This is a genomic window from Amycolatopsis melonis (genome assembly GCF_040064235.1).
Classification (GTDB): Bacteria; Actinomycetota; Actinomycetes; order Mycobacteriales; family Pseudonocardiaceae; genus Amycolatopsis; species Amycolatopsis melonis.
The window spans coordinates 132,470-158,768 of record NZ_JBDZYD010000010.1 but is presented as its reverse complement, the minus strand read 5'-3'; the positions used below and the strand labels follow the sequence as shown (position 1 = coordinate 158,768).

Sequence of the window (26,299 nt, the reverse complement as noted above, 5' to 3'; positions counted from 1 at the left end):
GGTGTCGTTTCGTCGATCACCCGCCGAGCCTACTCAGGGCAACCAGGAAACGTGACCCTTGAGCAGCGAATATCCGACGAACGACACGAAGTCGAACAGCGTGTGGGCGGCGACCAGCGGCCACAGCCGGTTCGTCTTCTGCCACAGCCGCCCGAACACCAGCCCCATCACGAAGTTCCCCACGAACCCGCCGAACCCCTGGTACAGGTGGTAGGACCCGCGTAGCACCGCGGCACCGAACACGGCGGTGTTCTCCCGGACGCCGAGCTGCCGCAGCCGCGTCAAGAGATAGCCGACGACCAGGACTTCCTCGGCGAAGGCGTTGCCGAACGCCGAGAGCGTCAGCGAGATCGGCCGCCACCACGTGTCGCCCAAAGTGGACGGTTGCACCGCCAGGCTGAACCCCAGGTGGTAGGAGACGAAGTACAGCGCCAGTCCGGGGATCCCGATCAGCGCGGCGAGCAGGAGCGTCAGCAGCGTGTCGCGCCCCGGCGACCGGCGGTCCAGGCCCAGCTGCGCGCCCTTGATGCCCGCGCGCCACAGCAGGTACAGCCCGAGCGCGCCCCAGCCGACCAGCTGGGCGGCCGACAGCAGCTGCTTGAGCAGGTCGATCAGGCTCGCCGCGGCCTGCGGGACGTTCAGCTGGGCCTGCTGCTGGGCCAGCGGCACCGGCTGCAGCAGCGAGTCCACAAGGGACAGCAGGCTGCGCACGCCGGACAGGCCGAGCGTGATCCCGAAGACGATCAGCAGCTCCAGCTTGATCGCCCGGCGTTCGGCCGGGTCCTCGACCGTGCCGGGGAACTCCGGGCGGGACGGCGCCAGCCACGATCGCGCGGTGAACGTCATGGGCGCACGCTACCTTCGGGGTATGCCGAGGAGCATCGCCACCAACGAAACCGTCGACCGCGCCACGCTGGTCGAGTTCCTGTCCACCCGCCACCGCGCGATCCTGCTGACCACCAAGGCCGACGGCGGCCCGCAGCTGTCGCCGGTGACCTGCGGCGTCGACGGCGAGGGCAGGCTCGTCGTGTCGACCTACCCGAAGCGCGCGAAGGTCGTGAACATCAAGCGCAACCCGAAGGTCTCGGCCTGTGTGCTGTCCGACGAGTGGAACGACCAGTGGGTCCAGATCAACGGCACCGCCGAGGTGATCGACGTCCCGGACTCGGTCGAGCCGCTCGTGGAGTACTTCCGCAGCATTTCGGGCGAACACCCGGACTGGGACGAATACCGCGAAGCCATGGTCAAGCAGGGCAAGAGCATCATCCGCGTCACGATCGAGAGCTGGGGCCCGGTCGCGAAGGGCGGCTTCCCCGCCGAACTAGCCTGACGCGCCGCGCAGGAACGGGCAGCCGACCAGCCGCCGCAGCTCCGCCGCGAGCTGCGGCGGGCTCTCGACCGACCGCGAGAACGCCAGCCGGACGTCGTGGTCGCCCGCCTCGGACTCCACGCGCAGGCGCAGCCCGAACCGGTCGAGCCCGAGCGGGCGGATCCGGCCGCCGCGCAGCTGGGCGGGCAGGTGCTTCGCCAGCTGCTCGACGACGTCGGCGTGGTGGCTCTCCAGGTGCCGCAGCCACTGCGCCTCGTAGTCGTGGAACGGGTCGGGTGGCGCGGCACTGAACATGTGCGGGCGCAGCGAGTGCGTGCCTTCGGCGTCGGCGAGCACCAGGGACGCGGGCGTGAGCCGCAGCATCGTGACGCCGTGGCCGACGTCGAGCAGCCGCTCGTCGGGCCGCGTCTCGGCGATCGCGACCGCCCGCGCGCGGGCCGACACCGGCGAGAGCGGGCGCAGCCAGCCGGTGATCCACAGCAGGCCGCGGATCGGTTCCCGCAGGTCGACCGGCGCCTGGTCGGCCAGTTCGACCATCACGGCGAGTTCGCCGCGCTGGGTCTGTTTCGCCGCGTGGACCAGCGGGTGGTCGTCGGGCAGCAGCACGCTGACGCTGCCGCTGTGGTGGACGTGGTGCAGGAGGGGCACGACCCGCTCGCCGTCGAGGTTCGCGCGGTCGCAGGTGGGCATCAGCGACGCGGGCCCGTTGCGGGTCGCGATCGTCTTGGCTCGCTCGGCGGGGTTCGGTGCCGGCGGGCGGCGGATGGATGCGGGTGCCTCGGTCACGGCTCACCTCCTACTTAGGTGAGCCTAACCTGAATCCGCGGGATCTGGGTAGTCGCCCGATTGCGGCGACCGTCACGTCGCTTCGCTGAGCGGGGCATCCCGGTAACGCCGGTGTGCAATTCGTCGAAAAGCGGATGACCAAGACCGACCCGGTGGGGGCCCGCGTGGAGATCGTCCCGGTGCCCGAACGCGTGCGCGCGTTCGAGCTCGACCCCGCCATGCCGTCGGGGGCACTGCCGATCTTCGGCGAGTACCTCGACCGGCTCGGCAGGGCCACGGCCGACCGGCGGCTGCTGACCTGGCTGTTCCTGGTGTTCGGCGCCGCCCAGTTCTTCACCGGCACGGGCGTGGCGTTGTCGGTCGGCACGATCGCACTGGCCGGTTCGGCCGAGGCGTGGTGGCTCTACCGCGCGTACGTCCGGGTGCCCGAAACGCGGCTGAAGCGGGAGGCGTTCCGGCTGGTGGACATCGCCGCCGACGGCCTGGTCGCGGCGGGCCGCACGGTCGGTGTCCGCCTGCCCGACGGCCGCTGGCTGCACGTCCGGCTCGGCGAGGCGTACCGGCTGCTGCTGGCCGGGCACCGCCGGATCTGGCTGCTGGGCCGCGGTGCGAAGGTGTTCGCCGGCTTTCCCGGCCTGGTGCGGGTCCGCCGCGCCCGCATCCACGACGCGCCTCCGGCAGGAGCGGCGCCGCTGCCCGCGCCGGCCGGATCGGCGTCGCCGCGGCTCGACCCGGTGCTGGCCGCCCACCGCCGTCAGATCGCCCGCGAACTGCGCCGGACGTCGGCGTTCCTGCTGGTCCTTGCCGCGTTCGCGATCTGGGTGCGGCACGACTTCCCGCCGACGGGCTGGGTCGCGTGGACGTTCGCGGCGGGCGCCCTGCTGGGCGCGCTGGCCACGGCGGCCCGTGCGCTCGCCCACACGCGCCCGCTCCCGGCGGACCACTGGACGGAACTCCGCGCGGTCCCGGACGGCCCGGTCCGCATGGGCCGCCGCGGCTCGGCCCGGCTGAGCGGCCTGACCATGCTGGCCGACGGCACGGTGGTCGGCTTCCGCCTGCCCAAGGCGGACCCCTCGATGGCGGCCAACATCGCGGCGACGGGCCGCCTGTGGATCGCGGGAGTCCCCCGCCGCGGCGCGGCGACGACGGGGCTGCCGGGCTACCCGGTGCTGGGCACGGTCTGGCTGGGCTGAGCGGCCCACCCGGCCGCCACGCGCGGGTAACGCGGCAGCCGGGCCTTTCAGCCCATTCCGTCGGCGACCACCGAACGGCTGCGAGGCACGGTCTGGCTGGACTGAGCCCACCCCGGCCGCCACGCTCCGGCGACCTGCCGTCCAGGCCGCAGATACCGCCGAAGCGCCGCCAGCGCGGGATGCGGATCCTCGGGGCGCCAGACCAGCGAATGCGGGTAGACCGGCGTCGGATCCTCGATCCGCACCCGCCGCAGGTCGTACTCCGCGGGCCAGTGCAGCCGGGCGCCGGTGGCGATCAGCGTCGCGACTTCGGCCGACTCCGCGAGGGCGTCGAACACCACCTCCGTGCCGAAGTTCGGGCCCGCCGTGTCGATCGACAGCCCGAACGCCGCCGCGAGGTCCGCGTAGTACGCGGCCCACTCGGTGCCCGGGACGATGCCCGGCATCCACAGCCGGTGCCCGGCGAGCCCGGCCAGGGTCACCGACGGCTCAGCCGCCAGCGCGTGCCCGGGACCGCACAGCAGCTCGAGCGGCTCGTCCCACACCGCCGCCGCCGCGAGATCCGCCGGAAGACCGTTCACCGCGCGGAACGACGCGTCGATCGAACCCTCGCGCAGGGCACTCAGCGCGCTTCCGGCGTCGAACAGCGTCACGACCTCCAGCTCCACCTCCGGATGCGCTTCGTGGAACTCCCGCAGCAGCGCCGCCGGGCCCAGCCGCCTGCCGATCACGTCGACGCGCAACGCCCGCCGTCCCGAACGCACCGAGGCGATCGCGCGTGCCTCGGCCCGCAGCAGCTCGCGGGCATGCGGGAGGAACGCCTCGCCGTCGCCGGTCAGCACGGCTCCGCGGGCCGTGCGCGTGAACAACCGCGCCCCGAGTGTCTTCTCCAGTGCCGCGATGCGCTTCGAGACCGCCTGCTGCGTGATCGACAGGTCGGTGGCGGCGTCCTGGAACCGGCCCGCCGCCACTACGGCGACGAAGGTGCGCACGGCGTCGAGGTCCACGATCACCGACTCTAGATTCACAACGCCGCGTTGTGGCGTCGGTTGTTTGCCGCGCGGGACGCTTCCTCGCTTTGATCTCCCGGTGATGCGCGGGCGGTCGCTGGGACCGCGGTTCAGGTGGCTCTGGTCGGCCTACGCCGTGAGCGCGTTCGGGACGTGGCTCGGCTTCGGAGCCTTCCCGATGCTGGCGATCCTCGTGCTGCACGCCGGGCCCACGGCGGTCTCGGCGCTCGCCGCGGTGGGACCCGCCGTCGGGGCGCTCGTCGCCGTGCCGCTCGGGCCGTGGGTCGACCGCCACCGGAAGCAGCCGGTGCTGGTCGCCATGGACCTCGTCCGGTTCGCCGCGCTGGTCAGCGTGCCCGCCTGCTACGCGCTCGGCGTGCTGAGCTTCGCCCAGCTGCTGGTCGTCTCGGTGGTCGTCGCCGCGGCGGACATCACCTTCACGTCCGCGAGCGGCGCCTTCCTCAAGGGGTTCCTCCCGCCCGAGGACCTCCTCGTCGCGAACGGCCGGTTCGAGTCGACGAACTGGACGGCCACCGCGCTCGGCCCGCCGCTCGGCGGGGCGGCGTTCGCGCTGTTCGGGCCCGTGACGTCGGTTGCCGCCAACGCCGTCAGCTTCCTGCTCTCCGCGCTCGGGATCCGCGCGATCCGCGGGGACGAGCCGCACCCGCACAACGCCGGACGGCTGCGCGTGCGGGAACTCGCCGACGGGTGGCGTTTCCTGCTCGCCCACCCCGGCCTGCGGCCGCTGCTGTTCAACACCATGGTGTTCAACGGCCTGGTGATGGGCACCGAGCCGGTGCTCGCCGTGCTGATGCTCGACCGGCTCGGGTTCCCGCCGTGGCAGTACGGGCTCGCGTTCGCGGTGCCGTGCCTCGGCGGGCTCGCCGGGTCGCGGCTGACCCCGCGGCTGGTCGCCCGGTCCGGCCGCCACCGCGTGCTGGTGACGGCGGGCGCGGTCCGGGCCTGCTGGCTCCTCGCGCTCGCCTTCCTGCCGCCCGGCACCGGCGGGCTCGTCTTCGTCATGGTCGTCGAGCTGGGGCTGATCGTCAGCTGCAGCGTGTTCAACCCGGTGCTGGCGACCTACCGGCTCGAGCAGCTGCCGCCGGGCCGCGTCGCGCGGACGCTGTCGGCGTGGTCGGTCAGCACCAAGGCGGCGATCGCGACGCTGACCGCCGTCTGGGGCGTGCTCGCCGAGGTCATCGGGCCGCGGGTCGCGATCGGGGTGGCCGGGGTGCTCGTGCTGGCGACGCCGCTGCTGCTGCCGCGGCGCGACCGGACGCCGGTGACCGTCTAGCCCAGCGACCTCCGGGTCGCCTGCTCGGTCTCCAGCACGCCCTGCCGGATGCCCTCCAGCTGGTCGCTCAGCTCCCGCACGGCGCCGGTGTCCACGGTGACGTCCGTCGTCGCGGCCGTCAGCTCCGCGACCCGCGCCACCAGGCTGTCCAGGCCGAGGGCGCCCGACTGCAGCTGGGCCAGCAGCTTGTCGCGCGCGCCGGACAGCCGCGCGTGCACGTCGGCCTGTGCCTGGACCGCCGTCAGCGCCTGTTCGAGATCGGCGCGCACGTCCGCGTGGGCCGACCGCAGCTCGCGTTCCAGCCGGCGGCGTTCGCGGGCGACCGCGTCCAGGTCGACGCGGGACAGGGCGTTGCCGGTCGCCGACGCCCGGCCCGCCAGGCGCCGCAGCGTCGCCAGCGTCTCGCGGACCACCGGTTCCATGTCCGCGACGCGGTCGGCGAGCGGGCCGTGGCCGAGGGAGTCGCTCAAGGACACGAACCCGTCCGCCGCGGCCTCGGCCCGGCGCAGCCAGTTCTCCTCGGCCGAGCCGGCGGCGACGTCGAGCACCCGGGCTTCCCGCGGCGCCGGTTCCTTCTCGCGGGTGGCCACGGACACCCCGGCCCAGGCGGCGAGCACGGCGACGCCGATCCCGGCCGACGCGGCGACCGGCAGCTGCACGGCCCACGCCACGCCCGCCGACGTGGCGGCCAGCAGCAGTCCCCACGGCTGGGCGAGCTCACGAGCGAACTTCATGTCAGAAATTCGAGATCACGGAGGTGAACACCTGGTTGATCGAGTCCGGTTTGGACGAATCGTACTCCGATCCGGAGGTCGCTTCGGCGATCTGCTTGAGCACGCCCTGGTCGGCGTCCGAGCCGTAGGCGATGGTGAACAGCCGGACCGTCTCCGCGTTGCCCTCCGGCCGCAGCTGCGGCACCAGGTGCTCGAGGTCGATGCCGCCGGAGTCCTCGTTGCGGCCGTCGGTGAGCACGACGACCGCGTTGATCGCCGCCGGGTCGAGGTGGGACTTCAGGTACTCGTACGCGGCCAGCGACGTGTCGTACAGCCCGGTGCCCGACTGCGGCGTCAGCCCGCTCAGCCGCGTCGCGAGGGTCTCCTTGCCGTTCGCGCCGAGCGGCTGCACCGGCAGCAGCTCCTGGTAGTCCTTGTCGCCGTCGAGCTTGGTCGCGAACTGCCACAGCCCGACCTGGTCCCGCGGCACGAACTGGCCGAGCGAGTCGATCGCGGCCTGCTTGGCCAGGTCGATCTTGCTCTTGCCGGTGCCCTTGACCTCCTCGCCCATCGAGCCCGAGACGTCCACGACGAGCAGCATGTTCGCCTTCTTGCGCAGGTCGCTCCACGACGCCAGCAGCTTCGACAGCACCGGCGGCGCGGGCGGGCGCAGGAAGCTGATCTTCGCGTCCGGCTGGACGCCGTTCGCGGTCGTCACCTGCGGCCCCGGCTTGCCGTCGAACGACCGGAAGCCGAGCGCGGCGAACTTCGCCTGCGTCTCCTCGCCGCGCAGGTAGCCGAGGAAGTCCGCGGCGATCTGCCTGCGTGCCGGGTCCGCCCAGTTCAGCGTGACGAAGGGGTGGTCGGAGTTCAGCGTCCCGTCGCCGGGGTAGAGCGCGACCAGCGGCACCTTCGGCGGCGCGTGCTGCCCGACCTTCGCCGGGTCGTTCGTCGGGTTGCCCTGGTTGTAGCCGATCAGCGAGTTCTCTTCGACGGTGACCGCGGAGATGTACGACAGCGCGGCGCCCTTGTCGTCGGCCTTCTGCAGGTTGGTCAGGAAGGTGAGCGTGGTGTCGCCGTAGTGCACGATCGCCTGCTCGATGTTCGTGACGAACTGCTTCGCCTCCGGCTTGCCGAGCGCGGCCGCGGTGAGGTCGGACGACGTGCCGGTGGCGGCGTAGTAGGCGCCGATGGTGGCGTTCAGCCCGGACGTCGAGATGTTCGGGTTCGTCTTGCCGAGCCGGAACTTCCCCCACTCCGGGTGCCCGTACTTCGCCCAGCCCGCCGGGTCGGTGGCCAGCGCGGCGAGGTCCTTCCAGCCGATCGCCCTGCCCGGCCATCCGAGCGCCTCGGCCATCGGCTTCGGCATCGCGACGACCAGCGGCGAGTTCGCGACCGACTGCGGGTCGCCGTCGGGCACGATCGAGGCGGTGTCGCCCTTCGCGTTGACGCGCAGCAGGTTGACCCAGCCGCTCGCGGCCGGTGTCCAGACGTCCGGGCGCGGCCCGTCGGTGGCCTCGTTCCAGCCGTTGGCCAGCGCCTGCATCGCCACGCCCGAGGACTTGGACCGCACCTTCACGTCGACGCAGTGCCCGGCGACCGACCGTCCGGAGTAGGCCTTCGCGGCCTCCTGGAGGACGCCTGCCTTCTCCGGCGACGAAGCGACGTTGAGCGCGATCGCGTCCGAGCCGGTGCATTTCGCTTCGTCGGCGTCGTCCGAACTGCTGGTCCAGTACCGGATGCCGATGATCAGTCCGGCGGCGACCACGATCGCCGCGAGGAACGGAAGAATCTTTCTCCTGCGCCGAGCCGGCTGGGAATCGATCATCGAACCCTCCCCGTTCCGCCATCCGGATTTCCATTATCCGGGCGGCGGAACGGGATCGGGCCCGCGTTGCGCAGACTTGACTATTGCTTGGGGCCGCGCCGCGACCACGTCCACGCGTACCCCGGGTCTTCGGACGCCGCGGCGGCTTCGCCCAGGTCAAGCGGTGCGAAAGTGTCCACCATGACCGCGGTTTCGTCGAAGAACTCCGCGCCGATCGACGCCTCCGCCGCACCCGGCTGCGGGCCGTGCGTGAAGCCCGACGGGTGCAGGGAAAGCGAGCCGATCCCGATTCCGGAACCCTTGCGGGCCTCGTAGTTGCCGCGCACGTAGAACATCAGCTCGTCGGAGTCGACGTTCGCGTGGTTGTACGGCACCGGAATCGAATCCTTGTGGTAGTCGACCTTCCGCGGGCAGAACGAGCAGACCACGAAGTTCGGGCCCTCGAACGTCTGGTGCACGGGCGGCGGCTGGTGTACGCGGCCGGTGATGGGCTCGAAGTCGTCGATGTTGAACACCCAGGGGTAGAGGCAGCCGTCCCAGCCGACGACGTCGAAGGGGTGCGTCGCATACGTGTAGCGCGTCAGCCCGGCGCGGTGCCGGACGAGCACCTCGACGTCCTCGCCGTCCTCCAGCAGCGGCTCGGAGGGCCCGCGGATGTCGCGCTCGCAGTACGGCGAGTGCTCCAGGAACTGGCCCTTCGCCGAGAGGTAGCGCTTCGGCGGGCCGATGTGGCCGCGTGCCTCCAGGGTCAGCATGCTGACCTCGCCGTGGGGGACGACGCGGTAGGTGCACGACGTCGGGATCACCAGGTAGTCGCCGTCCCCGACGTCGAGGCGGCCGTAGATCGTTTCGACCGTCGCGGACCCGCCCTGGACGTAGCACAGCTCGTCGCCCGCGGCGTTGCGGTACAGCGGGCTGGGCGCGGTCGCCGTGACGAACCCGATGGTGACGTCGTTGTTGCCGAACAGCCGTCGCCGCCCGGTGACCGCGTCGGCGTCGCCGCCGAACTTGAGGTCCTGCGTCTTGAAGGCGCGCGGCTTGAGCGGGTGGTTCGGGGTGAGGGCGCCGCGGTCGTCCTCGACGGCGACGGCGTCGACGATCGCCGTCGGCAGGCCGCGGTGGTAGAGCAGCGCGGAGTCCGCGGAGAAGCCCTCGACACCCATCAGCTCCTCGGCGTAGAGCCCGCCGTCCGGCTTGCGGAACGCGGTGTGCCGCTTGTGCGGGATCTCGCCTACCCGCCGGTAGTAAGGCATCGACGCCCCCTTCTGACGTGTCCGTTGTGCGAACGATTTTGTCCTGATGTCGTACGCTACTAGCGTGTCAGTCGTGTCAAGCGCTGTGGAACTCACGCCCCCCGGCCCCCGTGGAATTCCTCCCCTGTTCGCGAGGCTCGTCGACGACTCGGCGCTGTTCCCTCCGGGCGACGCGGCCATGCCCGAAGCGCTCCGTGCGCACTTCGCCGTCCGGGAGTCCGAACACGCCGGTGTCCTGGGGGTTTTCCTCTGCCAGGCGTCCCGGCTGCCGGAACTGATCACCGAGCTGATCAAGATCAAGCCGAAGCAGCCGCTGCCGCTGTCGCTGATCATCGACACCGGCCTGGGCGGTGTTCCGAAGGCGATCTCGATCGTCGAATCGCGCAGCGAGCTGCTCGCCCTGCGGATGGTCGAGATGCCCGCGCCGTCGGACGTCGACGAGGTGTGGCTGGAGCGCGTCTCGGAGTTCGTCCCCGAGGACGTCATCCGCGTGGTCGAGCCGCGGCGCGGCGTCGGCTGGCTCGACGGCGTCCGCAAGGTGATCGAGCACGGCAGCTGGCCGAAGATCCGCTGCGGCGGCCAGGCGGGCGAGAACTTCCCCAGCGTCGACGAGGTGGCCGACTTCCTCGCCGTCGTGAGCGGCTCCACCGGGGCGTCGTTCAAGGCGACCAACAGCCTGCACCGCGCGGTCCGGCACATCGATCCGGGCACCGGGTTCGTGCACCACGGCTTCCTCAACCTGCTCGTCGCGTCCGCGCGCAGCCTGGCAGGCGGCGACGTCCGGGGCGCGCTGGAGTCGACCGACGCCAAGGCGCTGGCCGACGAGGCCCGTGCGCTCTCCGAGCCGGCGGCGAAGGCCGTGCGCGCGCTCTTCGCGTCGTACGCGGCGGCGTCGTTCGAGGAACCGGTCGCCGACCTGGGCGAACTCGGCTTGCTGTGACCAGCAGGGAGGGGTCGCTGACGCTCGACCGGGGCCTGGCGCTGCTGCAGGCCGTGGCCGACGCCGGTGGGGACGCGGCGACCATCTCCGAGCTGGCGGTGGCCATCGGCGCCAGCCGCGCGGCCGTCTACCGGCTGCTCGTGCCGCTGTCGGAGCGCGGGCTGGTGTGGCGCGACGGCACCAAGGTCCGGCTCGGCGTCGGCCTGCTGCGGCTGGCCGGGCAGGTGCTCCCGCAGCTGCGGGACGCGGCCGGGCCGGTGCTGCGCGAGCTGGCCGAGAAGGTGGGCGCGACCGCGCACCTGTCGGTCGCGCAGGGGACGCAAGCGCTTGCGGTGGCCGTCGTCGAGCCGACCTGGACGAACTTCCACGTCGCCTACCGCGTCGGCAGCCGGCACTCGCTGACCGCGGGGGCGGCAGGCAAGGCGATGAGCCTGCGGCCCGGCGGCGAGGGCTGGGTGACGTCCTCGGGCGAGCTGCAGGCGGGCGCGTCCGGCGTCGCGGCGCCGGTGCGCGGGGTGCCGGGGCTGAAGGCGAGCGTGGGTGTCGTCTCGCTGGAGCCGCTGGCGGCCGCGGAGGTGGGCCCGCAGGTCGTCGCGGCCGCCGCCCGGCTGGCCGACATCCTGCGGACGGACGCCTAACGGCGCGAGACCGCCAGGAGCGGCCGGACCATCGTCAGCAGCAGCGCGACGTCGACGGTGAACAGCAGGCGCTCGAACAGGCCGAGCGTGAGCGTGAGGACGAACCCGCCGAGCACGACGCCGACGCTGGCGAAGCTCGCCGTGGCCAGCCGCCGGATCGTCGTCCGGCGCGGCTCCCACGGGCAGCGCTCACGGCCCTTGCGGGTCAGCACGAACGCGGCCGCGGGCAGCGCGACGAACGCCGTGAGCGCGGCGAGGTTGTGGACCTGCCCGGCGAGCGAACGCGCCTGGCCGTCCGGGTCGACCGGCACGAGGCCGCACACCAGCAGCCCGGCCGACCAGACGCCGAGCAGCACGCAGACGGCCGTGGTGCCCGGCCGGTGCGCCTTCGCGATGCCGGCGAGCAGCGCGACCGAGCCCAGTGAGAGCGCCAGGCACATCACGCTGAACAGGGGAGCGGCCGAGGACGTGCCGAGCTTGCCGTAGACGTACTCCGACAGCGTCTGCCAGATCGGGCTGACCTGGCCGGAGAGCCGCAGGTGCAGGTCGATCGAGATGGTCACGGCGAGGCCGATGCCGCCGAGGGCGATCCGGCCGTGCAGCGGCGAGACCGCGGTCGATGGCTTGTTCACCTGGTGCTCTCCCCTTCGTTGCCGAAAGGTTACCGGGTGAACCTGTGAGCCTGCGGTCAGAAAGCCAGCTGGACCAGGGCGAACGTCGCGAACCCGGCAAACGCGAACCCGGCGCAGCGCTGGATCAGCTTCGGGCGGATGCGGCTGCGGAGCTTCGCGCCGATGAACACCGCGAGCCCGGCGACCACGACGAGCGCGCTGAACGCGCCGACGCCGACGGCGACGGGGTTGCCGATCCGGGCGGCGAGGCTCGCGGTCGCGAGCTGCGAGGCGTCACCCCACTCGGCGGCGAAGAGCACGCCGAAGGACGCCGTCGCCGACCGCAGGAAGGACAGTGGCGAGGGACCCGACCGCGAAGCGTCGTCGCCCGCTTCGTCCGCTTCGCTGAAGCCCTCGCGAAGGAGCATGAAAGCGCCGAGGCCGAACATCGCGGCGACGACGAGCGAAAGGACCACGTCGGGCAACAGCGTGAGCACGCTGCCGAACGCCACCGCGATGACGCATTGCACGGCAAACGCCGCGCACACCCCGGCAAATACCGGCCACGCACGGAAACGGGTGGTCAGCACCAGGGTCGCCACGAGCGTCTTGTCGGGCAGTTCCACGGCGAGGACCAGGCCGAACGCGCTGATCAGCGCCACCATCGCGGCAGTCATGAGTATTTTCTCGCCCCTTTCACTGCAACGATAAAGGGACGTTTCACCGTGCCGCAAGCTGATGGCTTGCGCGAAATTGCCCGATCGGCGGTCATGAATTTGTCATCCCGGGGTGGCGCACATATTTTTTCGGCGTACCGAATTTTGGGTTGCGGCCTGCGGTAGGTTGTCCGGCATGGGGTCTGGGGCGCGTGCTGCGCAGGTCGAAGAGGTCATCCGCCGGGTGGAAGCCCACTACGTCTTTCCCGACGTCGCCGCGAAGGTGGCGGAGGTGCTTCGCGCGCGTCTCGCCGAAGGCGCGTACGCGAACCTCGACGAGCCGGCGCTGGCGACGTCCGTCACAGCGGACCTGCAGTCGGTGAACGACGACAAGCACCTCCGGCTGCGCCACCACGTCGACCCGATCGCCGAGGACGGTGACGGCGAACACGCCCGCGAGGCCTTCCGGCACGCGGCCGAGCTGGAGAACTTCGGGATCGCGTCGGTCCGGCGGCTCCCGGGCAACGTCGGCTACGTCGACACGACCATGCTCTACCCGCTCGACCTCGCGGCGCCCGCGTTCGCCGCGGCGATGACGCTGGTCGCGGCGGCCGACGCGCTGCTGCTCGACGTGCGGCACAACCGCGGCGGCGACCCCGAGACCAGCGCGTTCCTGCAGTCCTACCTGGTCGCCGGGCGGACCCACTACCTCGACTTCTACGACCGCGATGGCGACCGCGTCTCCCAGATGTGGACGCTGCCGTACGTGCCGGGCCCGAAGTTCGGCGGCACCAAGCCGATCTGGGTGCTCACCGGCCCGGCGACGTTCTCCGGCGGCGAGGACCTCGCCTTCTCGCTGCAGCGGCAGGGGCGGGCGAAGACCGTCGGCGAGCGCACCCGCGGCGGCGCCCACCCGTGCGAACAGTACAAAGTGGACACCCACCTGGACGTCACGGTGCCGGTCGCCCGCTCGTACGACCCCGAGACGGGGGAGAACTGGGAGGGCGTCGGCGTGACGCCGGACATCCCGGTGCCCGCGGACGAGGCGTTCGACACGGCGTACAAGCTGGCGCTGGAACACGTGCTGACGCTGGGGGACACGGGCCCGCGGCGGAAGGTCGCGCAGGAGGCACTCGACCAGCTGTAGTCACCCGGGACGTTGGTCCTGTGCCGGACGGGACCAGTTGATCTGGCCGCTCCCTGGCACCGGGAGCAGGCTGGACCACGTGGAGGTCCTTGAGCTAGCGCGGTGGCAGTTCGGCATCACCACCGTCTACCACTTCCTGATGGTCCCGCTGACCATCGGGCTGTCGATCCTGGTCGCGGCGATGCAGACCGCCTGGGTCCGCACCGGCGAGCTGCGGCACCTGAAGATGACCAAGTTCTGGGGCAAGCTGCTGCTGGTCAACTTCGCCATGGGCGTGGTGACCGGCATCGTGCAGGAGTTCCAGTTCGGGATGAACTGGAGCGCGTACTCCCGTTTCGTCGGCGACGTCTTCGGCGCGCCGCTGGCGATGGAGGGGCTCGTCGCGTTCTTCGTCGAGTCGACGTTCCTCGGCCTGTGGATCTTCGGCTGGGACCGGCTGCCGAAGAAGGTCCACCTGGCGTGCGCGTGGGCGTTTTCGCTGGCCACGATGGCCTCGGCGTACTTCATCCTGGCGGCGAACTCGTGGATGCAGCACCCGGTGGGCGTGACGTTCGAAAACGGCAAGCCGACCATGAACTCGATCTGGGCGGTGCTGACGAACAACACGGCCCTCGCCGCGATCCCGCACACCCTCGCGGGCGCGTTCTCGGTGGCGGCGGCGTTCCTGGTGGGCGTCGCGGGCTGGCACCTGTGGCGCCGCCGAGGTCACGAGGACGTCTGGCGCTCGTCGCTGCGCCTCGGCGGCTGGGTCGGCGTCGCGGCGTTCGCGGTCCTCGCGATCACCGGCGACGCACAGGGCAAGCTCATGTTCGAGCAGCAGCCGATGAAGATGGCCTCGGCGGAAGCGTTGTGCCACACGGAAAAGCCGGCCAGCTTCTCGATCATCGCGATCGGCGACGTGTCGGGCGCCAACTGCGAGGACGTCAAGACGTTCAACGTGCCGGCGTTGCTCTCGTTCTTGGCCCACAACGACTTCACGACCGAGGTCAAGGGCGTGGAGAACCTGGTTTCGGAGTACCAGGCCAGGTACGGCACGAACTACCCGGACGACCCGGCCCTGGGTTCCCTGGCGGGCAAGCCGATCGACTACGTGCCCAACCTCCCGGTGACGTACTGGGGCTTCCGCATGATGATCGGCTTCGGCGCAGTCTCGGCAGGCATCGGCCTGCTGGCCCTGTGGCTGACCCGCCGCGGCCGCATCCCGGAAGGCCGCTGGTTCCCGCTCCTGGTCCTGGCCGGCATCGCCACCCCGTTCCTGGGCAACAGCGCAGGCTGGATCTTCACCGAGATGGGCCGTCAGCCGTTCGTGGTCGCCCCGAACCCGACGGGCGTCGACGGAGTGTGGATGTTCACCGCCCAGGCGGTCTCACACCTGACAACGGGCGAGGTGTGGACATCGTTGATCGCCCTGACGAGCGTGTACGCGGCCCTCGGCGTGGTCGAGCTGTACCTGATGCGCAAGTACATCCGCGGCGGCATCGAAGCCGTGATGCCCCCGGAAAAGCAGGATTCGGACAAGCCGGGCGAGGACACCCTCGCCTTCGCGTACTGAGGAGCCACCAGTGGATCCGAAGCCAGCCCCCACCCGTCCCGCCGGCGCCGCGGCAAAATCGCGGTCGCTTCCAGGCGGCCGGTGCCGAGGCGTAACGGCCGACGCCGCGAACAACGCATTCGCGACCTTGGACGCGGGCTCACGGGCTGCCCGGCTTCCGCGAAGGCAGGCCGCGCAACCGACCCCCACCCTTCCCGGGGGGACGTCCCACACCCAGTGTATCGGGGTGATCACTCTCGCGGGTTACCCACAGCAAATCTGTGGACAACTCGACCCCTTGTGGATAACTCCCGGCTACCGGGCCGCGGAGCGCCGGAATCGTCGGAGTGATGTGGTAGGTGCCCGATGACCCTGGAAATCGTCTGGTTCGTCGTCATCGCCTTCTTCTGGCTCGGCTACCTCTTCCTCGAGGGCTTCGACTTCGGCGTCGGCATGCTGCTGCCGGTCCTCGGGCGGGACAACACCGAACGCCGCGTCATGGTCAACACCATCGGGCCCGTCTGGGATGGCAACGAGGTGTGGCTGATCGTTGCCGGCGGGGCCATGTTCGCCGCCTTTCCCGGCTGGTATGCCAGTCTCTTCTCGGCCGCCTACCTGCCGCTGCTGCTCGTGCTGCTCGCCCTCATCGGCCGCGGTGTCGCCTTCGAATACCGCGGCAAGGTCGACTCCGAGCGCTGGCGGCGCAACTGGGACCGCGTCATCATGGCCGGTTCGTGGATTCCGCCGCTGGGCGTCGGCCTCATTCTCGCCACGACCGTCCTCGGCCTGCCGCTGGACGCCCACGGCAACCGTGTCGGGTCGGCCTTTGCCGCCGTGCGGTGGGACACGCTGCTCGGTGCCGTCGCGATTGCCGCTTTCTCGATTGCCCACGGTGCCGCCTTCCTGGCCCTCAAAACCAGCGGTGACCTGCGGGAACGGGCGCGCCGCCTGGCGTTGAAGCTGCTGCCGGGTGCGATGGTGCCGATGGTTGCCTTCCTGTCGGTCGTCCAGTGGCGGGCGGGCACGCTGTGGACGCTGCTCGCGTTCGGGATCAGCGCCGTCGCGGCGGCCGTCGCGTGGCTGCGGCTGCGTGCCGACCGTGACGGCCAGGCGTTCGCCGCGCTCGGCGTGGTCATTGCCGGGGCGGCCGTCACGATGTTCGGCTCGCTGTTCCCGGACGTGCTGCCGTCGACGCTCGACGCCGCCAACACCCTCACCATCGAAGGTGCCGCGTCGAGCCCGTACACGCTGACCGTCATGACGTGGGTCGCCGTCTTCGGCGCTCCCGCTGTGCTGATCTACCAGGGTTGGACGTACTGGGTGTTCCGCAAGCGCATCGGTACCCAGCACATCCCGGCGGTCCACGCACCGTGAGCACACTTCCCGGACGCGCTCCCCTTCTCGCCTCGGAGTCCACAGTGGACTCGGCGCGGCCGGGAAAGGGCCCGCTCGGCGCGCTGCCGGCCCTCGTGCCTGCCGTGCGCCGGGCGCTGGCCCTGGTGGGATTCCTGTCCTTCCTCCACGCCGCCGCGCTGGTGGCACAGGCATTCCTGCTCGCGGACGTCCTCGCGGCGATCGTCGGAGCAGGCTCCGGGGGAAGCACCGCCCAGCTGGTTGCGCTGCTCGCGCTCGTCGCGACGCGCGCGCTGACCGGCTGGGCGGTGCGCACGGTTTCCGCCCGTGCCGCCGCGACGGCGCAACGCGAGTTGCGCGCCAAGGCCGTCGACCACGCGCTGCGCCTCGGTCCCGAGTGGATCGCCCGCCGCGGCCACGGCGAGCTGACCGCGCTCACCACTCGCGGGCTCGACGCGCTCGACGCCTATTTCCGCGAATACCTGCCTGCCCTGGTGACGGCGGCCGTCCTGCCGCTCGGTGCGGGTGCGGCGATCCTGTTCGCCGACTGGCCGTCCGGCGTGATCGTCGCGCTGACCGTGCCGCTGCTGCCGGTCTTTGCGATCCTGATCGGCAAGTACACGGCAGGCCGCGTCGCCGGATCGACCGACGCGGCGCACCGGATGTCCGAACGGCTCCTCGAACTCGTGCGCGTGCTGCCGGTGCTGACCGCGTTCCGCCGCGCGGGCGCGCAGGCCGAGACCGTCCGGCGGCTGTCCGAACGCCACCGCCGCGCCACGCTCAAGACGTTGAAGGTCGCGTTCTCCTCGGCGTTCGCGCTGGAACTGATCGCGACGCTCTCGGTGGCGCTGGTCGCGGTGGTGATCGGCGTCCGGCTCGTCGGCGGCAGCCTCCCGCTGGCCGTCGGGCTGGGCGTGCTGATCCTCGCGCCGGAGTGCTACCAGCCGTTGCGCGCGGTCGGTGCCGCGTTCCACGCCAGCGAGGACGGCGTCGAGGCGGTCCGGCGCGTCGCCGATCTGCTGGCCGAGCCCGTCCCCGCGGCAGGCACCGCGATCCCCGAGCCCGGCGAGCTGCGGGTGTCGGCTCTGCGCGTGGCGCGACGCGGCGGATTCGCCCCGGACGGCGAGACGTTCTCGGTCCGGCCGGGCGAAACGGTCTGGCTCCGCGCCCCGAGCGGCGGCGGCAAGTCGACGACGCTCTCGGCCCTGCTCGGTTTCGTGCCCGCCCACGACGGCGCGATCACGGTCGGTTCGGCGAATCTCGCCGACGCCGACCTGGTGCGCTGGCGCGAGCAGGTGGCGTGGGTCCCGCAGTCGCCGGTGTTCACGGGCGGGACGGTCCGCGAAGAAGCGGGCGACGACGAGGTGCTCGCCGAACTCGGCCTGGCCGGGCTCGCCGACCGCCCGGTGACGAAGCTGTCGCTGGGCCAGCGTCAGCGCGTCGCGGTCGCCCGGGCACTGCACCGGGTGCGGTGCGGCGCCTGGCTCCTGCTGCTCGACGAACCGACCGCCCACCTCGACGAAGCCAACGCACGCCTGGTGCTCGACGCGGTCCAGCGCGCGGTCGACAACGGCGCGGCAGCGATCATCGCGGCCCACGAGCGCCTGGCTGCTGTCGACATGTCGACCGAGCCGGTGGCGCCTCCTGTCGTGTCCACAAAGGACGTTCCCGGGACGCCGCTGGCGTGGCGACGGCTTCTCGACGGACGGCTCTTCGCCGGAGCGGTCCTCGGCGCGGCGGCGTTGCTGGCGGGGGTGGCGCTGACGGCGACGTCGGGCTGGCTCATCGCCAAGGCGTCGCAGCAGCCGCCGATCCTGACGTTGACCGTGGCGGTGGTCGGCGTCCGCGCGTTCGGGCTGGGCCGCGCGGGCCTGCGGTACGTGGAAAGGCTGGTCACGCACGACGCGGCGTTCCGTATTGCCGGACGTCTCCGCGTCCGGTTGTGGACTTCGCTGGTCCGGCTGGGGCCGGCGCGCAGCCTGCGCGCGGGCGAGGGCCAGCGGCGTCTGGTCGCCGACGTCGACACGGTGCGCGACCTGCTGCCCCGGGTGGTGTCGCCGCCGCTGGTGGTGGCGCTGGTCGCGGCGGGAGCGATCGCGGTGCAAACCTGGGTGCTGCCCCCGGCCGGCGCGGCACTGGCGGCGGCGGTGGCGCTCGGGCTGTGCGCGCCGTGGGTGGCGTTGCGGGTGGAACGCCGCGCGACCTCGGCACTGGCGGAGGGCCGCCGCGACGTGGCAGCCCGGGTCCTGGTGCTGTTCGAGGCGGCGGCGGAGCTGCTGGCATTCGGAACGGCCCGGCAGCATCGCGACGCCCTGGCGAACGCCGACACGCGCCTGGCCGCGCAGGCCCGCAGGCAGGCATTCGGCGCGGGCGCGGCGGAGGCACTGATCACGCTGGTCTGCGGGGCGGCCATGGTGATCAGTACGGCGCTCGCTGCGCAGGCGGTCGCCGACGGACGGTTGGATCCGGTGCTGGCGCCGGTGTTGGCGTTGGTGCCGCTCGCGTTGGCGGAGGTGCTGGCGTTGCTGCCGCCGGTGGCGCAGCACTGGGACACGCTGCAACGAGCGCGTCGCCGTTTGGCGGATGTTCGGGAGGAGGTGCCGGGTGGAGGGCCCCAGCCAGGTGCCGCGGTCACGATGCGCGGCGCCGATTTCGGCTGGCCCGACGGACCCGTTGTCCTCCGGGACGTCGATCTCGACCTGGCGCCAGGGACGTATGCCGCGGTCGTCGGGGCGAGCGGGGCGGGGAAGTCCACTCTCGTGGCCGCGCTCCTCGGCTTCCTCGCTCCTCGGCGGGGCGTGGTCTCCGTTCCGGAGCGGGTCGCCTGGGCGCCGCAGGAGCCGATGCTCGCGGCCACCACCGTTGCCGAGAACCTCCGGCTGGCCCGGCCGGACGCCACCGACGACCAGCTGCGCGAGGCGCTGCGCCAGGCGTCCCTCGACGACGTCGACCTCACGACGGTGCTCGGCAGCGGAGGCAGCGGACTCTCCGGTGGACAGGCTCAGCGCGTCGCACTGGCGCGGGCGTTGCTCGGGGCGCCGTCCGCCGGGCTCGTGCTGCTCGACGAGCCCACCGCGCACCTCGACGAGCCGACCGCCCAGGCCGTGCGGGCGCGCTTGCGGGAGGCGCTTGCGGGGCGGACGGTCGTGCACGTCACGCACCGCGCCGAGGAAGCCGACGGCGCCGACGTGGTGCTCGAGGTCCGCGACGGCCGCGTGGTCAGCCGGGTGCCGGTGACGTGATCGGTTCGCGCACTCTCCTTACCGCCCCGCCGCCGCGCCGCGCGATAATGACGGAACTCATGGATCCGACGCTTGCCGCGCGGGCACTGTCCGCAGCCACCGAGATCACGAGCACCGCCCTCTCCGGCGACGACCCGGGCGCGGTGCTCGAGACGGTCGTGGCCAGGGCCGCCGAACTCGCCGACGCCGACCTCGGCCTCGCCATGGTCACCGCCGACGACGGCCGCGTGGTGGTCGAGGCAGCGCACTACGCCACTGCGGGGAATGGGCCGACCGGCAGCGAAGACGCCTTGCCGGGGCAGGCGCTTCCCGCCGAGCCCGGTCCCGCGAGCGGCGGGGAATCCGCGCGACGGGCGTTCTCCGCCGAGCCCGCAGCGGCCGGGCCGGGGCCGACCGGCAGCGAAGCCCCTTTGCCAGGGCAGCCGCTGCCCGCCGAGCCTGATCCGGGGGCCGCGGCCGTCGGAGGTGGGGCGTCGGTCCCGGGGCAGCCGCTTCCCGCCGAGCCCGGTCCCGCGAGCAGCGGCGACTCCCTGCGTGGCCTGGCACTCCCCGCCGACTCCGCGGCCGGGCGGGTTGCGCGGGGTGGCGAGCCCGTGGCCAGTGAGGACTTCACCGTCGATCCGCGGACCGCTCCCTACGTCCCCGCCGAACTGCATGGCTATGGGCCCTTCGCCGCTGCTCCGTTCGGGTCCGGGGGGCGGGTTCTGGGTGCCTTGACCGTCTACCGGAAGCGGGGGCGTGAACCCTTCTCCGCCGGGACCGTCGAGATGCTCGTCGCCTTTGCCGCGCAGGCTGGGGTGGTGCTCGCCCTTGCCGAGGGCGCCAATGCCCGGCACCGGGTCGCGCTGTTCGAGGAGCGGGAACGCATTGCGCGCGAACTGCACGACGTCATCGTCCAACGTCTCTACGGCGCGGGCATGCAGCTGGACCGGGTCCGGCGCAACATGCGCAAGCGCTTCGCCCAGGCCGACGGGGCCCGGTTGTCCGACGCGATCGACCAGCTCGACCAGACCATCGAGGAAATCCGGGGCACCGTGCGCGCGCTGCGGTCACCGGAGCCTCGCCACGACACCGGCACGCCCACCGACCTCGCCGAGTCGGCGCGCGGCGAGGTTCGCATCGCCGGCGAGCTGCTCGGCTACCCACCGACCCTGGAGCTGTCCGGCGAATTCGCCGACATCCCCGCGGAACGCGCCGACCACATCCGGGCCGCCCTGCGCGAAGCACTGTCCAATGTGGTCAGGCACTCCGGCGCCAGTGAAACCCGCGTGACGCTGACCAGGGACTCCAGTGGCGTGAAACTCCGTGTCCGGGACAACGGTTCCGGTGTCCCCCAGGGCGTCGCCACCCGTGGCCTGCGTCATCTCGCCGAACGCGCGGACGCCGCGGGCGGGAAGTTCTTCCTGAACTCCTCACCCAGTCTCGGCACGCTCGTCGCGTTCGATCTGCCTCTCGACTGACCGGTCCTCCGGCACATCTCAGCATCTCAGCCTTCTCGGGTCATCCAGCCTCCCTTCCACGCCCTCGCCATGATCGTACCGAAAATTCGAACACGCATTCGACTCACGTTCGAGTGAATCTCTCGCGCGGAAAACGCTGATCGACATGGCGGTCCGTGACCGGGGCCGGGAAAAGGATCAGCGAACGGCGGATTGCGGACGGGCTGGACCGCGAAGCGTCACTTCTCGCGCCGGGCGATCCAGGCGGCGGCCTGCGTCCGGCGCTGCATGCCCAGCTTCGCCAGCACGGACGTCACGTAGTTCTTCACCGTCTTCTCCGCGAGGAACAGCCGCTCGGCGATCTCGCGGTTCGACAGGCCCTGGCCGATCAGCTCGAGCACGTCGCGCTCGCGCTCGGTGAGCGTCGCCAGCTCGTCGGTCGGCGGGTGCCGCATCTTGTCCAGCACCCGCGCGGTGCTCACCGGGTCCAGCAGCGACCGGCCGGCCGCGACCTCGCGGACCGCGTGCACCACGTCCTGCCCGCGGACCTGCTTCAGCAGGTAACCCGCGGCCCCGGCCATGATCGCGCCGACCATCGCCTCCTCGTCGTCGAACGCGGTGAGCATCAGGCAGGCCGGCGGATTCGGCTTCGACCGCAGCTCGCGGCAGAGCGTGATGCCGTCGCCGTCGCCGAGGCGGACGTCGACCACCGCAACCTCCGGCTCGACGTGCATCGCCACCGCCAGCGCCTCTTCGACGGTGCTCGCCTCGGCGACGACCTCGATGTCGGGCTCGTCGCCGAGGAGGTCGCGCAGCCCGCGGCGGACCAGTTCGTGGTCGTCGACGAGCAGAACCTGGATCGGCATACCCCGAGGTTACGGGGTGCGCGGCGGCCGTGGTGGCGGCCCGCCGGTGCCGTCACACGTGAATTACGTCAAACGTGTGACTTCGAAACCCGTAACATTCTCCGCCGCCGGTATTCCGGGGAGGCGAACCCGCAGGTGACGGCGAATACGGCAGAGAATCACCGGACGCGCGACGCCTGGTGGATCGCTGTCATTTCCGGAATTCCGGAAAGGCGCGTAACAGGCGCGCCGAGGCCGCGATAGTAACCACGCAATCACCCCCTGACGCCCTCCGAAGGGACTCCCGTTGTCCTTGCTCCGCCGTGCCTTGACGACGTCCGCGGCCGTCGCCGGGCTCGCTTTCCTCGGTCCCGTTCCCTTCGCTTCCGCGCAGCTCGCGACGCCTCTGACGGCCGATGTGGACTGTCCAGACTTCGAATACCAGGAAGACGCGCAAGCGGTTCTCGACGCAACGCCGGGAGACCCCAACCACCTCGACGCGGACAACGACGGTATCGCGTGTGATTCGCTGCCGCGCCGACCGCAGCACAACGCCGCCACGCCGACGTCGGAACGGCCCGCCACCACGCCGAAAACCACGGCAAGGAAAGCCGCCTCGGGTGGTCAGGTGAAAATCAAGCCGGTCGGCGGCGTGGCCACCGGCGGCGGTGAGCCCGACGCGGAAGTCCCCGGATTCCTGCTGGTCGCCGGTGCGGTGCTGGCCGCGTCGGCGTCCGGCGGCATGGTGCTCTACCTGCGCCGGCGGCCGAGTTGAGGCACCCGCGTCTGTGGCCCGCGGTCGCGGCGGTCGTCGCCGCGCTCGGCGTCGTCGTGGCCGTCGCGCTCGTCCTCGTCCTGTCGCCGAAGGCGCCGCAGCCCGCCGTCCCGCCGTCCCCCGTCGCGACCGCGGTGGTCACCACCGGCTCGCTGCCCGCGGCGAAACCGGCGTCCCTGACCATCCCGGCGATCGGCGTCCGGGCCGAGGGCCTCCGTGACCTCGGGCTGACGCCGGACGGCGCACTGGAGGTGCCGCCCGACGCCACGACCGTCGGCTGGTTCACCGGTGCGCCGTCACCCGGCGAGGCCGGCCCGGCAGTGCTGGCCGCGCACGTCGACTACCAGCACGTGCCCGGCGCCTTTTCGCGCCTGAAAGACCTGCGGCCCGGAGAACAGGCCAGAGTCGGCCGCACCGACGGCCGGACGGCGGTCTTCACGGTCTACCGCGTCGACCGCTACGCGAAGGCCGCCTTCCCGACCGACCGCGTGTACGGCGACACGGCGGAGCCCGAGCTGCGGCTCATCACCTGCGGCGGGGCGTTCGACCGGGCGAGCGGCAACTACCTCGACAACGTCGTCGCCTACGCGAAACTCACCGCGGTCGAAGCCTGAGCCAGGTCGAGCCGGGCCAGGTCGAGCCGCCGGTAGGTGCGTTCGTTCAGCGACCAGACGTCCAGGAGGTCGCCGTCCAGCTCGGGATACGCGATCACCAGGTGTTCGGGCTCGGCGCCGTCCTCGCGGTACAGGACGTCCACCGGCAGCCCGGCTTCGAGCTGCCAGCAGAGCTGCTGCTGCTTCGTGGTGAGCCGGCCCGCGTAGCGGTCGCTCATCGCGCGCGCGAGCTGGCCGCGCAGCAGGCCCGGTCCGCTTGCCGGCGCCGCGAGAAGGCGCTTCGCGTGCTCGGCGGGATCGGGCGGCCCTTCGTCGGGATCGGCGTCCCGGACGGCGGCCTTCGGCGCGGACTGCTGCTCGCGAGCAGGCAGCACGATGCTGCCGTCGGCGGCATGACGCGTTGGCGCATAACCCGCGTCACGCAAGGCGTTCACCGTTCCCGCAGCGTCCACTGTGGACGTCAGGACCGTCGGAGCCACGGCACGCAGGCCGAGCTTGGCGAGTTTCCGGTGCGCCGCCAGCTCGGCGAGCACGGCGGCGTCCCCGACGACGACGCTCGCGACGTCGATCACCTGCGCCTCGCCGTGCCGCCGCGCGACGTCGTTCACCAGGTACACCAGCGGTTGCGGCAGCTCGCCCGCCGCGATCGTCCGCAGCTCGGCGAGCAGCTCGCCTGCCGTCGCGCCCTGGTCGAACGCCCGCCGCACGGACGACGGCGAGAACCGCCAGCTGGTCGCGGTGCCCTGTGTCTCGCGGTCGGCGACGCGGTCCAGCAACGCGGCGAGCCGCGCGTCCGGCGAGCCGGGCACGATCGCGGTCAGGTCGGTGCCGAACAACGCCGTCGTCCGCGCGCGGGAGACCAGCTCGTCGGTGACTTCGACCAGCCCGTGCCCGGCGAGCAGCGCACGTCCGGCCGCGGTCACGGCACCGTGCGCGACGACGCCGAGCAGCTCGGCTTCGGTGAGCGCTGCCCGGACGTACGCGGCGAAGTCGTCGGCAGGCAGCATCGGCGCGTGCCACTGGACGAGCCGGACCAGCTGGCCGACGTCAGCGACGGCGTCACCGGGGTCGAGCCGCGCCAGCAGCCGCACGAGCGCTCGCCGCACCAGCGCGTCGACGTCGGTTTCGAACTCCGGCGGGACCGGGTCCCACCAGGTCGTCACCAGCAGGCGGTACAGCAGCGCGGGCTCGGGCCGCGCGAGCTCCGGGTTGATCCCCAGCGTCGGCGGCGGAGTCTTGTGCCCGCGCCGCGGCGGCTCCGGTTCGTCGGCCAGCAGCAGCCCGGTCTGCGCCGCGAGGTCGAAGGCCAGCTCGATCTCCGCCGGCGTGCCTCCGGTTTCCTTGGCGACCTTCTTGATCAGGCGCGTCCCGATCGTGCCGTCCTTGAGCAGCGGAAACGGCTCCGCGGCGGCCATGTCGAGAATCGCCGACACGCGATCGAGCAACCGCAGCGCGGCGGCCGACGACGCGGCCTCGCCGGACTCGGTCCCGACGTGCGTGACGGCGTACTCCGGTTCCTCGGGCGTGAACGGCAGCTGGCGGCCGGGGCCGCGCAGGGCGAGCGCGACCTCGATCGGCATGGCGACGCTGCCGTAGTAGGTCGCGAAGAGGAAACCGTGCTCGAAGGCCCACCCCGCCGGCGCGTGACCCTCGACTTCGGGCACACCTTCGGCCATGTCCAGCAACAGTTTGCGGGCATCGCCGGGCGCGGTGGCGAAGCGCTCGCGAACGCGGTCGGCGTCGCGGAAGAAGTCCAGGAGACTCAGGAAGAGGTCCCGTTTCCGCTCGGTGTGCGGCAGCCCGTTGGCCTGCGCCAGCTTCGCCAGCCGCGGCGTGCCGAGTTCGCCGAGCAGGTCCGCGACGGGCAGGCCGAGGCCCTCGGGCTGAAAACTGTTGCGCCGCAGCAGTCTCGGCAGGACGACTTTGTCGTCTTCGCGCCACAGCAGTGAGCGCTCGGCCAGTTCGTCCACATAGGACTCGACATCGGTGGCGCCGAGCAGCCGCGCGACTTCGGCAAGGGGCGCGGGCCCCTCACCGAGCACGTAACACAGCTGGACGGCGCGCATGACCTGCACCAGCGGAAGCGGCAGCCGAAGCAGCGCCGCGTCGATGGATTCGGGCGAGGCGAGCCGCGCCGCGACGACGTCGAGCCGCCGTGGCCACGGCTCTTCGAGCACGTCCGGCCGGTGGGCCAGCAGCTTCGCCAGCTCATCGGCGTTCAGGCGGGTGAGCCTGCCGAGCAGTTCGTCGGCGGTGGTCATGGGCCCAGGCTAGCGGCCGCCGGACGGCTATTCGCAGGCCACACCGTCGTGGTCACGGTCCAGTCCGGGCCGGTACCCGGGATCTCCCACGTGCAGGGGAGTGACTCCCGCTGCCCTCGCCTCACTGCAGTTGGCGTAGTAGGCGCTGCTCGTGTCCGGCTTGGGAGCAGGCGGCTCCGGGGTGGGCGTCCGCACCGGCGGCGGTTTGGGCGCCGCTTTCGTGCTCGGCGCGGGAGGTGCCGAGGTGGGTTCAGGTGCAGGCGTCGTGAGATTGACGGAGCCGTTGCACGGCGGGCCCCAGAATCCGTGCGCTGCCTGCCTGGCCGCGGTCTCGGCGGCGCTGAGTGCGGCCGTCGTGGACTTGAGATAGCCGTTCTGGACCGCCAGCGTTGCGTAGTCCTCGCCGTCGGCGAGGGTCACGGTGACACCGCCTGCCATGTCGGCGCCCAGCTTGACCGGCCGGCCGGCGAGCTTGCTGCCGGCCCAGGCCAGCGATTCCGCGCCAAAGCAGTCGCTGGTCGTCCCCGTCGTCGCCACACCCGTGACGTGCACCGTCTTCCGGGTGCCGTTGCTGCCGATCACCTCGAACGTGGCGCCATCCGTCACGGTTGCGACGGTGTAGGTCTCCGCGACGGGAGCCGGGGTGCCACTGGTGGTGGTGGGAGCGGCCGTCGTCGACGACGGCGAAGCCGTCAGCGCCGGTTCGGGTGACTTCCCGAAAATCGCGCCGAGAACGAACAGCACCAGGAAAACGGCCAGGGTGATCCGGAGCCAATTCGGGAATTGCCTTTTCGGGCGCGGCTGTCCCGGGGTGGGTGCGTACATGCGGGGTGATCCTCG

Annotated in this window: 23 protein-coding genes; 12 read left to right on the top strand and 11 right to left on the bottom strand. The window is 71.9% G+C overall.

Translation table 11 applies throughout. The features are described from left to right. Positions 1 to 33 precede the first annotated feature (33 nt). Complete coding sequence (locus ABJI51_RS26520) at positions 34 to 846, bottom strand: CPBP family intramembrane glutamic endopeptidase (protein ID WP_348952648.1); 813 nt, start codon at positions 844 to 846, stop codon at positions 34 to 36. 22 nt (positions 847 to 868) lie between these two features. On the opposite strand from ABJI51_RS26520, the gene ABJI51_RS26515 reads away from it, so the two are divergent. Then, positions 869 to 1,330 carry a PPOX class F420-dependent oxidoreductase gene (locus ABJI51_RS26515; RefSeq protein WP_348952649.1) on the top strand — a complete coding sequence of 154 codons (462 nt, stop codon included), beginning with the start codon at positions 869 to 871 and terminating at the stop codon, positions 1,328 to 1,330. Here the strand turns inward: ABJI51_RS26515 and ABJI51_RS26510 are convergent. Beyond that, entirely contained in the window at positions 1,322 to 2,116 is a 795-nt protein-coding gene (locus tag ABJI51_RS26510; RefSeq protein ID WP_348952651.1) for a DUF2470 domain-containing protein, read from the bottom strand. The genes ABJI51_RS26515 and ABJI51_RS26510 overlap by 9 nt on opposite strands. A 134-nt stretch (positions 2,117 to 2,250) precedes the next feature. Between ABJI51_RS26510 and ABJI51_RS26505 the strand changes: the two genes are divergently transcribed. Continuing rightward, positions 2,251 to 3,309 carry a hypothetical protein gene (locus ABJI51_RS26505; protein WP_348952652.1) on the top strand — a complete coding sequence of 353 codons (1,059 nt, stop codon included), beginning with the start codon at positions 2,251 to 2,253 and terminating at the stop codon, positions 3,307 to 3,309. Between the two features lie 47 nt (positions 3,310 to 3,356). On the opposite strand, the gene ABJI51_RS26500 is transcribed toward ABJI51_RS26505, so the two are convergent. Beyond that, complete coding sequence (locus tag ABJI51_RS26500) at positions 3,357 to 4,316, bottom strand: LysR family transcriptional regulator (RefSeq protein WP_348952654.1); 960 nt, start codon at positions 4,314 to 4,316, stop codon at positions 3,357 to 3,359. Between the two features lie 82 nt (positions 4,317 to 4,398). On the opposite strand from ABJI51_RS26500, the gene ABJI51_RS26495 reads away from it, so the two are divergent. After that, entirely contained in the window at positions 4,399 to 5,613 is a 1,215-nt protein-coding gene (locus ABJI51_RS26495; RefSeq protein ID WP_348952655.1) for an MFS transporter, read from the top strand. Here ABJI51_RS26495 and ABJI51_RS26490 read toward each other — a convergent pair. From ABJI51_RS26490 to ABJI51_RS26480, 3 genes are all read right to left on the bottom strand, one after another. Beyond that, positions 5,610 to 6,347: a hypothetical protein gene (locus ABJI51_RS26490; RefSeq protein WP_348952656.1), complete on the bottom strand. Its 738-nt coding sequence runs from the start codon at positions 6,345 to 6,347 to the stop codon at positions 5,610 to 5,612. The two genes, ABJI51_RS26495 and ABJI51_RS26490, sit on opposite strands and share 4 nt — an antisense overlap. A gap of 1 nt (position 6,348) precedes the next feature. Continuing rightward, positions 6,349 to 8,154, bottom strand: coding sequence for a substrate-binding and VWA domain-containing protein (locus tag ABJI51_RS26485; protein WP_348952657.1), 1,806 nt, complete (start codon positions 8,152 to 8,154; stop codon positions 6,349 to 6,351). A gap of 80 nt (positions 8,155 to 8,234) precedes the next feature. Continuing rightward, positions 8,235 to 9,407 carry a homogentisate 1,2-dioxygenase gene (locus tag ABJI51_RS26480; protein ID WP_348952658.1) on the bottom strand — a complete coding sequence of 391 codons (1,173 nt, stop codon included), beginning with the start codon at positions 9,405 to 9,407 and terminating at the stop codon, positions 8,235 to 8,237. Positions 9,408 to 9,492: 85 nt separating this feature from the next. On the opposite strand from ABJI51_RS26480, the gene ABJI51_RS26475 reads away from it, so the two are divergent. Both ABJI51_RS26475 and ABJI51_RS26470 read left to right on the top strand, forming a co-directional pair. Continuing rightward, the gene (locus ABJI51_RS26475) at positions 9,493 to 10,347 is read left to right on the top strand and encodes a hypothetical protein (RefSeq protein WP_348953040.1); all 855 of its coding nucleotides are present in this window, start codon (positions 9,493 to 9,495) and stop codon (positions 10,345 to 10,347) included. Next, positions 10,344 to 10,985, top strand: coding sequence for an IclR family transcriptional regulator (locus ABJI51_RS26470; protein WP_348952659.1), 642 nt, complete (start codon positions 10,344 to 10,346; stop codon positions 10,983 to 10,985). The genes ABJI51_RS26475 and ABJI51_RS26470 overlap by 4 nt, the downstream gene beginning before the upstream one ends. On the opposite strand, the gene ABJI51_RS26465 is transcribed toward ABJI51_RS26470, so the two are convergent. Both ABJI51_RS26465 and ABJI51_RS26460 read right to left on the bottom strand, forming a co-directional pair. Further along, positions 10,982 to 11,617 carry a DUF998 domain-containing protein gene (locus tag ABJI51_RS26465; RefSeq protein WP_348952660.1) on the bottom strand — a complete coding sequence of 212 codons (636 nt, stop codon included), beginning with the start codon at positions 11,615 to 11,617 and terminating at the stop codon, positions 10,982 to 10,984. The genes ABJI51_RS26470 and ABJI51_RS26465 overlap by 4 nt on opposite strands. A 56-nt stretch (positions 11,618 to 11,673) precedes the next feature. Beyond that, entirely contained in the window at positions 11,674 to 12,261 is a 588-nt protein-coding gene (locus ABJI51_RS26460) for a TMEM165/GDT1 family protein (protein WP_348953041.1), read from the bottom strand. 187 nt (positions 12,262 to 12,448) lie between these two features. On the opposite strand from ABJI51_RS26460, the gene ABJI51_RS26455 reads away from it, so the two are divergent. From ABJI51_RS26455 to ABJI51_RS26435, 5 genes are all read left to right on the top strand, one after another. Further along, a complete protein-coding gene (locus tag ABJI51_RS26455; protein WP_348952662.1) occupies positions 12,449 to 13,399 on the top strand; it encodes a S41 family peptidase in 951 nt (316 codons plus the stop codon). 79 nt (positions 13,400 to 13,478) lie between these two features. Further along, positions 13,479 to 14,951, top strand: a complete 1,473-nt coding sequence (locus ABJI51_RS26450) for a cytochrome ubiquinol oxidase subunit I (RefSeq protein WP_348952663.1) — start codon at positions 13,479 to 13,481, stop codon at positions 14,949 to 14,951. A gap of 345 nt (positions 14,952 to 15,296) precedes the next feature. Beyond that, positions 15,297 to 16,304: a cytochrome d ubiquinol oxidase subunit II gene (cydB, locus tag ABJI51_RS26445; RefSeq protein ID WP_348952664.1), complete on the top strand. Its 1,008-nt coding sequence runs from the start codon at positions 15,297 to 15,299 to the stop codon at positions 16,302 to 16,304. A 44-nt stretch (positions 16,305 to 16,348) separates the two neighbouring features. Continuing rightward, the gene (gene cydD / locus ABJI51_RS26440; RefSeq protein ID WP_348953042.1) at positions 16,349 to 19,525 is read left to right on the top strand and encodes a thiol reductant ABC exporter subunit CydD; all 3,177 of its coding nucleotides are present in this window, start codon (positions 16,349 to 16,351) and stop codon (positions 19,523 to 19,525) included. 59 nt (positions 19,526 to 19,584) lie between these two features. After that, complete coding sequence (locus ABJI51_RS26435) at positions 19,585 to 20,985, top strand: histidine kinase (protein WP_348952665.1); 1,401 nt, start codon at positions 19,585 to 19,587, stop codon at positions 20,983 to 20,985. Positions 20,986 to 21,203: 218 nt separating this feature from the next. Here ABJI51_RS26435 and ABJI51_RS26430 read toward each other — a convergent pair whose 3' ends face one another. Continuing rightward, positions 21,204 to 21,830, bottom strand: coding sequence for a response regulator (locus tag ABJI51_RS26430; RefSeq protein ID WP_348952666.1), 627 nt, complete (start codon positions 21,828 to 21,830; stop codon positions 21,204 to 21,206). Between the two features lie 286 nt (positions 21,831 to 22,116). Between ABJI51_RS26430 and ABJI51_RS26425 the strand changes: the two genes are divergently transcribed. Together ABJI51_RS26425 and ABJI51_RS26420 are read left to right on the top strand one after the other, a co-directional pair. After that, complete coding sequence (locus tag ABJI51_RS26425; RefSeq protein WP_348952668.1) at positions 22,117 to 22,584, top strand: calcium-binding protein; 468 nt, start codon at positions 22,117 to 22,119, stop codon at positions 22,582 to 22,584. Continuing rightward, the gene (locus ABJI51_RS26420) at positions 22,581 to 23,198 is read left to right on the top strand and encodes a class F sortase (protein WP_348952670.1); all 618 of its coding nucleotides are present in this window, start codon (positions 22,581 to 22,583) and stop codon (positions 23,196 to 23,198) included. The genes ABJI51_RS26425 and ABJI51_RS26420 overlap by 4 nt, the downstream gene beginning before the upstream one ends. Here ABJI51_RS26420 and ABJI51_RS26415 read toward each other — a convergent pair. Both ABJI51_RS26415 and ABJI51_RS26410 read right to left on the bottom strand, forming a co-directional pair. Further along, positions 23,168 to 25,459: a helicase-associated domain-containing protein gene (locus tag ABJI51_RS26415; RefSeq protein ID WP_348952672.1), complete on the bottom strand. Its 2,292-nt coding sequence runs from the start codon at positions 25,457 to 25,459 to the stop codon at positions 23,168 to 23,170. The two genes, ABJI51_RS26420 and ABJI51_RS26415, sit on opposite strands and share 31 nt — an antisense overlap. A gap of 27 nt (positions 25,460 to 25,486) precedes the next feature. After that, positions 25,487 to 26,203 carry an excalibur calcium-binding domain-containing protein gene (locus tag ABJI51_RS26410; protein ID WP_348952673.1) on the bottom strand — a complete coding sequence of 239 codons (717 nt, stop codon included), beginning with the start codon at positions 26,201 to 26,203 and terminating at the stop codon, positions 25,487 to 25,489. Positions 26,204 to 26,299: the final 96 nt, after the last annotated feature.